Origin of the sequence: Halomonas sp. 3D7M, assembly GCF_014897885.1 — a bacterium.
Taxonomy (GTDB): domain Bacteria; phylum Pseudomonadota; class Gammaproteobacteria; order Pseudomonadales; family Halomonadaceae; genus Vreelandella.
In genome coordinates, this window is the sequence record NZ_JABUZF010000220.1 from 885 (window position 1) to 7586 (window position 6702).

The following is a 6702-nucleotide window of genomic DNA, read 5'->3' on the forward strand; positions in this document are numbered from 1 at the left end:
GCCAGAGGCGACGATCCGTTGCATTCGGCATGAGGAGCTCCTTAAGAACCTTAATGTATATACAATTAAGATCAATAAGCGCTTCCTAGTCAATACGGTTAGTAGAGAAATGTCAGCTAGCGGTAAAGTGAAAAATGATTGTTTTTATATTTTTGTAATAAAATCAATTTTTTATTATTTTTTTGGTAAGGCTGATAATTTATTTGGTTAGACTAATGTCTATGTGTTTGTGAGGTTTTATGTATATACATTTGATGTGGGTAATAGACGTCAATGCCACGAAAAGAATTATGACGCTTGGCGATGCACCGAGGAGCGCAGTTTGTAGCGGTCGCCTGGGTGGAGTAGGCGGGCATAGCTGATGAGCTGCTCGCCTGACCACGTGCGCCGTACCATGCTCAGGCAGGGGGTGGCGGTATCAATAGCAAGCCAATCGGCAGTTTGCTGGTCGACAAGCACGGCTTCAACAGTGTGCTCTACGTCAGTAATCGGGCAGGCCGCTACCAATACTTCATTGGGTGTGTGCAGTGAAAAATCACTGGTTAAGTAGTTGGGTACCCAACGCGGGTTAACATAGCGGTTTTCAAGTTGAATAGGCGTGTCGTCTTCCAAATGCACCAGCAGCGTTTGAAACACGCGGCTACCCAGGCGAACGCCTAGCCGCAAAGCGACTTCGTCATCCGCTTCAATGGCTTCACATACCAGTACGTGATTACTGTAATGGTGTCCCCTGAAGCGCACTTCATCGGCAATGTTATAGACCTCGACCAGGGATGACTCTGCCTTGCGATCTGTCACGAAGGTGCCTAACCCAGGCTGGCGTGTTAGGTAGCCTTTTTGGACGAGATCACGAATCGCTTTATTAGCCGTCATTCGGCTTACCCCAAAATCTCGGGCAAGTTGCTCTTCGGGAGGGATCTGGTGGTGTGCTGGCCAGGCACCGCCCTGGATTTTCTCTAACAGGTGCTGCTGTATTTGCAGATAAAGTGGGGGAGCGCTGGTCATGAAATGCCTTTCAAATGAATCTAATGTCTAACTCTATCCAGTGTACCTTGTGCAAAGGCCCAGGGCATCCTGTTGCTGGTTGGGCGTGTATTATGTACGCGGATTTATTGGCGTTGCCTGATGCGTTTAGTAATCGTCAGCATCGATAAGAAAGCGCTTATTTTAGGAGTTATTTTGCGCCTAAACTATTCTGGAGCACTGCCAGAGCGCGTTGGTTTTTTATTATTACCGCGCTTTTCAATGATGGCATTTTTTTCTGCGGTAGAGCCGCTACGCATAGCCAATCGTATCAGTGGCCAAACGCTGTTTGAGTGGACGCTCTTTAGTCGTGATGGTGAGCCTGTCACCGCAAGCAATGGCATGACGCTATTAGTCGATCAGACCATGGGTGGTGGTCTCGACCTGCCATCGTTGGCTGTGTGTAGCGGCTTTGAGCCTGAAGATCATTTAAGCCGAGCGCTCATTTCATGGCTACATCGGCTTGATCAAGCCGGATGTGCCCTAGGTGGGTTAGACACCGGAGGGTTTATATTAGCCGCCGCTCAGTTATTGAAGGGTGAGCGGGTCACCTTGCATTGGGAGAGCTTGCCGGTCTTTCGTGAGCGTTTTCCAACGATTGAAACGACCGACGAGCTATTTGAGATCGGGGAGCGGCGTTTTTCCTGTGCGGGCGGTGCCGCAGCCATGGATATGGCCTTAGCCGTCATCGCCAGACGTCACGGGAGCAAATTAGCCGTCGATGTCTCGGAACAGCTTATTCATGAGCGGTTACGTAGCCGCAGCGACCAGCAACGGATGTCGTTAGCGCAGCGGTTAGGCACTCATAACCGGCGTTTAGTGGAAGCCGTTGCATTGATGGAAAGACATTTAGAGGAGCCTCTTGCTTTGGCTGAGATTGCACGCCGAAGCGGTGTGTCATCTCGTCAGCTGCAGCGGTTGTTTGAGGATCACCTTCATCAAACACCGCGCCAGTGGTATTTGTCACTTCGTTTGGCGCGGTCAAAGCGTTTGCTGATTGAAACTGATATGAGCGTACTCGCCATAGGGGTAGCCTGCGGCTTTAGCTCTAGTTCGAGCTTTGCCAGAGCGTTTCGTGCTTGCTTTGGCTGCTCACCGATAGAGGCACGCCAACAGGGCCGCTAACTGAGCGATGAACGACGCAGCTCTGTCGTTTTACGCGTAGATAATGTCGCTTTGTGTCGTTTCCATTGTTGTCTAGTCGTCAAACTTGGTGCGGTATATTGCCAAAAGAGGACATTATAATGAAGAACGCACTCGTTGGTTTTAAGGGTATGTCAGCACTTAGCGCCGCTGGGGTGGCAGCGCTTGCGTTGTCAGGGCCCGCCGCAGCCGACCTTGATGAAGTACGGTTTGGTGTTCCTCCCTGGCCAGGTGTCACCGTGAAATCTGAAGTAGCAGCGCAGTTGATGGAAGCGATGGGCTATCACACAAGTCAGCGTGACTTGGCCGTAAGCGTGATTCTTGAGGGGCTAGCGCGCAACGATGTGGACGTCTATCTGGGCGGCTGGTATCCGGTGCAAACCGATATGGTAGAGCCTCTGGTGGCTGATGATAAAATTGAAAAAGTGGTCTCCAATATCCAGGGGGCGAGCTCTGGTCTGGTGGTTCCTCAGTATGTTTATGATGCCGGTGTAACATCGGTGGCCGACCTGGACGCCTACCGTGACCGCTTTGGCGGTGAAGTTCAGGGCATCGAGGCGGGCACCGGGATTAATACCGCCATTCTGGCGGCTATTGATAATGACATTGCAGGTTTAGGAGATTGGCGTCTACGTGAAAGCTCCACCGCCGCTATGTTGGCGCAGGCAGAGCAAAAGATGGCGGATGAAGAGTGGGTGACCTTTGTTGGTTGGGAGCCCCACTGGATGAACGTCAGTTTCGACATAGCTTATCTGGATGATGCCGATCAGGCGGGCATTGCCCAAATTGAGAGCACTGTTTGGACTATCGTTCCGGCCAATATGGCTGAAGATGATCCCCAGCTGCATCGTTTTCTTTCACAGTATGTAGTGGATATTGAGGATCAAAACGCGTGGGTGCATGACTACAGCTATGAGGATCGTCCCGCCAACGAGGTAGCGTCTGAGTGGATTAGTGCTAATTTAGACACCGTAGAGACATGGCTGGATGGCGTGACGACTAAAGATGGGCAGCCAGCGATACAGGCGGTACGTTCGACTTACCAGTAACCAATATTTCGCGTTAACCGTTTGTTAAGCGCTTGGCAAAAATCTTGCCAAGCGCTTTGCATTTCAGGCAGGTTCGCGTGGGCATGTAGTGCCGCATGAACCATGTTTTTTGCACAGCGATAGCCTATCTGCATGCTGCTGTTCTGCCAGGACGCAATGGCTTTTTCAAGCGGTGCGGTTAAAGGGTCGTGCTCAACTGCAAGAACCTCAATCTGCATGTTTGGTGGAAATGTATCGACGTGGTTTTCAATCCATGGGCAGTAGCCAATGAGCGACAAAACATCGTGTCGGCTAAGTAACGGCGCATTGGCTCCCAGCGTCTGCTGATTTAGTTTGCCGACCGGCGGATAGATGAGTCCTAGCAGCACAGAATGATGCAGTAAGGGGGCTAAATCTATGGCTATGCGACCGCCAGCGCTGTCACCGACTACTGCAATGGGCTTTATGGCTTTAGCAACCTTGAAGCAGTCTTCTAGCATGTTGTGGTAGCTCGCCTCGGGCGCTAAGCGGTAGCTAATGCTGATAACGTGACGCTTTAGCTGCTCTGCTAGATTTGCTGCTACCCCATGGTGGCTGTCGATAGACCCCAGGGTAAACCCACCTCCATGAATGTATAGCACTTGGCCAAACTGAGCGGATGCAGGGATAAAGTGTCGGAGGACGATGCTTTCCCGCGCTTCGTCAGTGATTGTCATGCCTGACGGATTAGGTGGTGCAAACGTTTGGCATAGTTGGTCGTAGCGCTGTCGTGCTACTGCAGGAGAGCCATTTTCGATATCTTTTAAGCCCGCATCGAAGCGGGTTATAAAAGCGTTAATGTCCATTAGCGGCTCCACCAGTCAGTCGTTACTGCGTTGGTTTGATGCTGTCTCTCACTGACAATCAGGCGCTGCCGTTAAGCACGCCTGATGTCATCGGGATGGTTAGATCAACGCCTTCTGCGCTGTGCATCGAGCGTTTCGCGGAACAGCGAAATCAGCACACCAGCCGTCATCACTAGCACTACAACACTGAGTGGCAGGGCGGCTGCAATAAGGGCTGTTTGCAGCGCCGTAAGACCACCGGCAACCAGCAGTACCGCCGCCACTAAACCAATCACCACGCCCCAGAACACTCGGAAGCGTTTAGGCGGTTCATTATCACCTAACGATAAAATGGTGGTCAGCACTAACGTGCCGGAGTCTGAAGAGGTGACAAACCAGCTCATTAGCAGAAATACCATCATGGCGGAGAGTATCCAGCCAAATGTGCCGCTGCCGACAATGCCATCAGCCGTGGCAAACAGCGCTGAGGGTAGGTTCCAAGCGTTAACCAGCTCAATAATACCGGCGCTACCTGGGCCGTTCGTTGCATATAACTCCTGATACATGGCGTTGCCGCCAAAGATGATTAGCCAAACAAAAATGATCAGGGTAGGTACTAACAGAACGCCCAATACAAACTCGCGTAACGTACGGCCTTTAGAAATTCGCGCGATAAAAAGACCGACAAAGGGAGCCCAGGCTAGCCACCAGCCCCAGTAGAAGATTGTCCAACCTTGTTGCCAAGCGGCGGTTCCTTCCTCATCAGCGTACCAAAGTCCCATGGGAATAAAATTGATAGCGTAGTCGAGCATGGTTTCGCCGAATGCCATGATGAGCCACAGCGTGGGGCCTGCAATTAGGAAAATGCTCACGACCACTAGGGACACCCAGATATTCATCTCGGAAATAAGACGAATACCGCCGCGTACGCCGGATACGGCTGAGAGTATTGAGATAACTGAAATACCCGCGATAAGTATTAACTGGGTATTTAGCCCTGGGTCGACACCTATTAGCCGTTCTAAGCCAACGGCCATTTGGCTAACCCCAAGCCCCAGCGAAGTAGCGACGCCAAAGACGCAACCCAGCACCCCAAGGATATCAAACAGGTGGCCGATAGGGCCGAAGATGCGTTCACCGATAAAAGGATAAAGCGCCGAGCGCAGTGCTAGCGGCAACCCTTTTCGATAAGCAAAATACGCCAGCGACATACCGACAATCACATAGATGGCCCAGCCGTGAAGGCCCCAGTGAAAAACGGTGACGCGTAGCGCATCGATAGCGCGCTCGTGACCGATGGCGGCGGCACCGGCCATGTCGGCATGAGGATTGTTGGGATAGCCAAAGGCGCCAGTATCGTCAAGGTAGAACACGGGCTCAGCGACGCCAAAAAACAGGATGCCAATGCCGATACCTGCAGAGAAGAGCATCGAGAACCACGCAAAGTTGCTGAACTCTGGGCGGCTGTCGTCAGTGCCAAGCCTTACGCTTCCATAGCGGCTGAAGACAATGAAGGCGCAGACTGCTAGTAGCAGCATGACGGTAATTAGGTAATACCCGCTAAACGTGCTCTCAATCCAGGCGCGTGTTGCTCCGAACACGCTGCCCGCTGTATCTGAGCCAAGCCCGGTGAAAAGTACGAACAGCAGCACTAGGCCGCTAGCGGTTAGCGTCATTCCCTTGTGCATGCCTTGGAAGAAACCGCCTTGGGCGAGCTCTGTCACCATGTAGTCTGTACTGAGTTCGGCCTTGGGTGAGTTGTTATGCGAAGGCGGCGTGGGTCGGTGAGGGGAAGTTGGCGTAGCGATATGCTTGTCCTCTTGGGCCGGACGTCGGGCCGGCAATCCCGGTCAACCGTCCGTGCTGGCGGACGGTTCTCATTATTTTTTAGTGTTGCTTTGTTATGTGGTTTTGCCGTGTCGTTATCGCCGTATGGCAATAGTGCGGCCGGCCAGCTCTGGCCAGGCCGAAGGCTGAGCTTGGGGTAGAGCTGCAATGGCTTCTTCAACGGGGGCAGGGAAAGGCGCAGGGCGAGCGGTATTGATATCAATGCCCATCAGCATCTGCTCGCTGGTGGCAAGTAGGTTGCCTGTCTCATCCTGTAGCTTGAAGAAAGCATGCAGGCGTTTGGTATCGTGATCCAGCAGGGTCAGCTCCACGCAGAGTGGTTGCCCTTCGTGGGCCTCGCGGCGATAACAAAGATGCGTCTCAAGGGTGTAGATCGTGTAGCCGTAGCATGCTCGGCCTGCGCTATCTAAGCCGATATGCTCCATGAGTTCTTCTACCGCCAGTGAGAAGACCCGGGCATATTCGGCGTCGTTCATATGGCCGTTGTAGTCGACCCACTCTGAGGCAACGCGGCTTTGTAAAATAATCATTAGATACGTCCTTCCAAACCTTCGGCTTCAGGCCAATATTTTTGTACTAAGCCGAGCAGTTCCACCAGAAAGTCATCACGGCGGCGATCCAGCTCGGCCACTGAGCGACCAGCGGCTTGATGCTCGCAGCCTTCTACCACGCGATCAATAAGCTCGTTGGTAAGCTCGGGAGCTTCAAGCTTTGTCCACGGTAGTTTTAACGCCGGACCGAACTGTTCAAGCATGTGGCGCATCCCTGACTCGCCACCAGCCAAATGAAAGGTGAGAAAGGTGCCCATTAGTGACCAACGCAAACCACAGCCGTAG

The 6702-nt window shown here is 52.4% G+C and carries 7 protein-coding genes and 1 pseudogene; 3 read left to right on the top strand and 5 right to left on the bottom strand.

Annotation, left to right across the window (positions count from 1 at the left end; all coding sequences use genetic code 11):
* Window positions 1-211 (top strand): hypothetical protein (locus INT22_RS20935; protein ID WP_226912683.1); only part of this gene is annotated, 211 nt, incomplete at its 5' end.
* 77 nt (window positions 212-288) lie between these two features.
* On the opposite strand, the gene hutC is transcribed toward INT22_RS20935, so the two are convergent.
* Window positions 289-1005 carry a histidine utilization repressor gene (hutC, locus tag INT22_RS12465; protein ID WP_089037552.1) on the bottom strand — a complete coding sequence of 239 codons (717 nt, stop codon included), beginning with the start codon at window positions 1003-1005 and terminating at the stop codon, window positions 289-291.
* A 174-nt stretch (window positions 1006-1179) separates the two neighbouring features.
* Here hutC and INT22_RS12470 point away from each other — a divergent pair, with 174 nt between their 5' ends.
* Complete coding sequence (locus INT22_RS12470; RefSeq protein WP_193068312.1) at window positions 1180-2148, top strand: GlxA family transcriptional regulator; 969 nt, start codon at window positions 1180-1182, stop codon at window positions 2146-2148.
* A gap of 119 nt (window positions 2149-2267) precedes the next feature.
* Complete coding sequence (locus INT22_RS12475) at window positions 2268-3215, top strand: ABC transporter substrate-binding protein (protein WP_193068308.1); 948 nt, start codon at window positions 2268-2270, stop codon at window positions 3213-3215.
* Here INT22_RS12475 and INT22_RS12480 read toward each other — a convergent pair.
* The 4 genes and pseudogenes from INT22_RS12480 to INT22_RS12495 form a co-directional block, all read right to left on the bottom strand.
* Window positions 3206-4039, bottom strand: coding sequence for an alpha/beta hydrolase (locus INT22_RS12480; RefSeq protein ID WP_193068309.1), 834 nt, complete (start codon window positions 4037-4039; stop codon window positions 3206-3208). The genes INT22_RS12475 and INT22_RS12480 overlap by 10 nt on opposite strands.
* 104 nt (window positions 4040-4143) lie before the next feature.
* Entirely contained in the window at window positions 4144-5745 is a 1602-nt protein-coding gene (locus tag INT22_RS12485) for a BCCT family transporter (RefSeq protein ID WP_193068313.1), read from the bottom strand.
* A gap of 195 nt (window positions 5746-5940) precedes the next feature.
* Window positions 5941-6396, bottom strand: a complete 456-nt coding sequence (locus INT22_RS12490; protein WP_193068310.1) for a thioesterase family protein — start codon at window positions 6394-6396, stop codon at window positions 5941-5943.
* Window positions 6396-6702 (bottom strand): annotated as a pseudogene (locus INT22_RS12495) (L-carnitine dehydrogenase); the annotation flags it as partial. The pseudogene INT22_RS12495 and the gene INT22_RS12490, both read right to left, overlap by 1 nt.

Bases quoted from the DNA above. Each gene is read 5' to 3' on its own strand.
- INT22_RS12475 (WP_193068308.1), top strand. From the start codon at position 2,268: ATGAAGAACGCACTCGTTGGTTTTAAGGGTATGTCAGCACTTAGCGCC.
- INT22_RS12480 (WP_193068309.1), bottom strand. From the start codon at position 4,039: ATGGACATTAACGCTTTTATAACCCGCTTCGATGCGGGCTTAAAAGAT.
- INT22_RS12490 (WP_193068310.1), bottom strand. From the start codon at position 6,396: ATGATTATTTTACAAAGCCGCGTTGCCTCAGAGTGGGTCGACTACAAC.
- INT22_RS12485 (WP_193068313.1), bottom strand. From the start codon at position 5,745: ATGGTGACAGAGCTCGCCCAAGGCGGTTTCTTCCAAGGCATGCACAAG.
- hutC (WP_089037552.1), bottom strand. From the start codon at position 1,005: ATGACCAGCGCTCCCCCACTTTATCTGCAAATACAGCAGCACCTGTTA.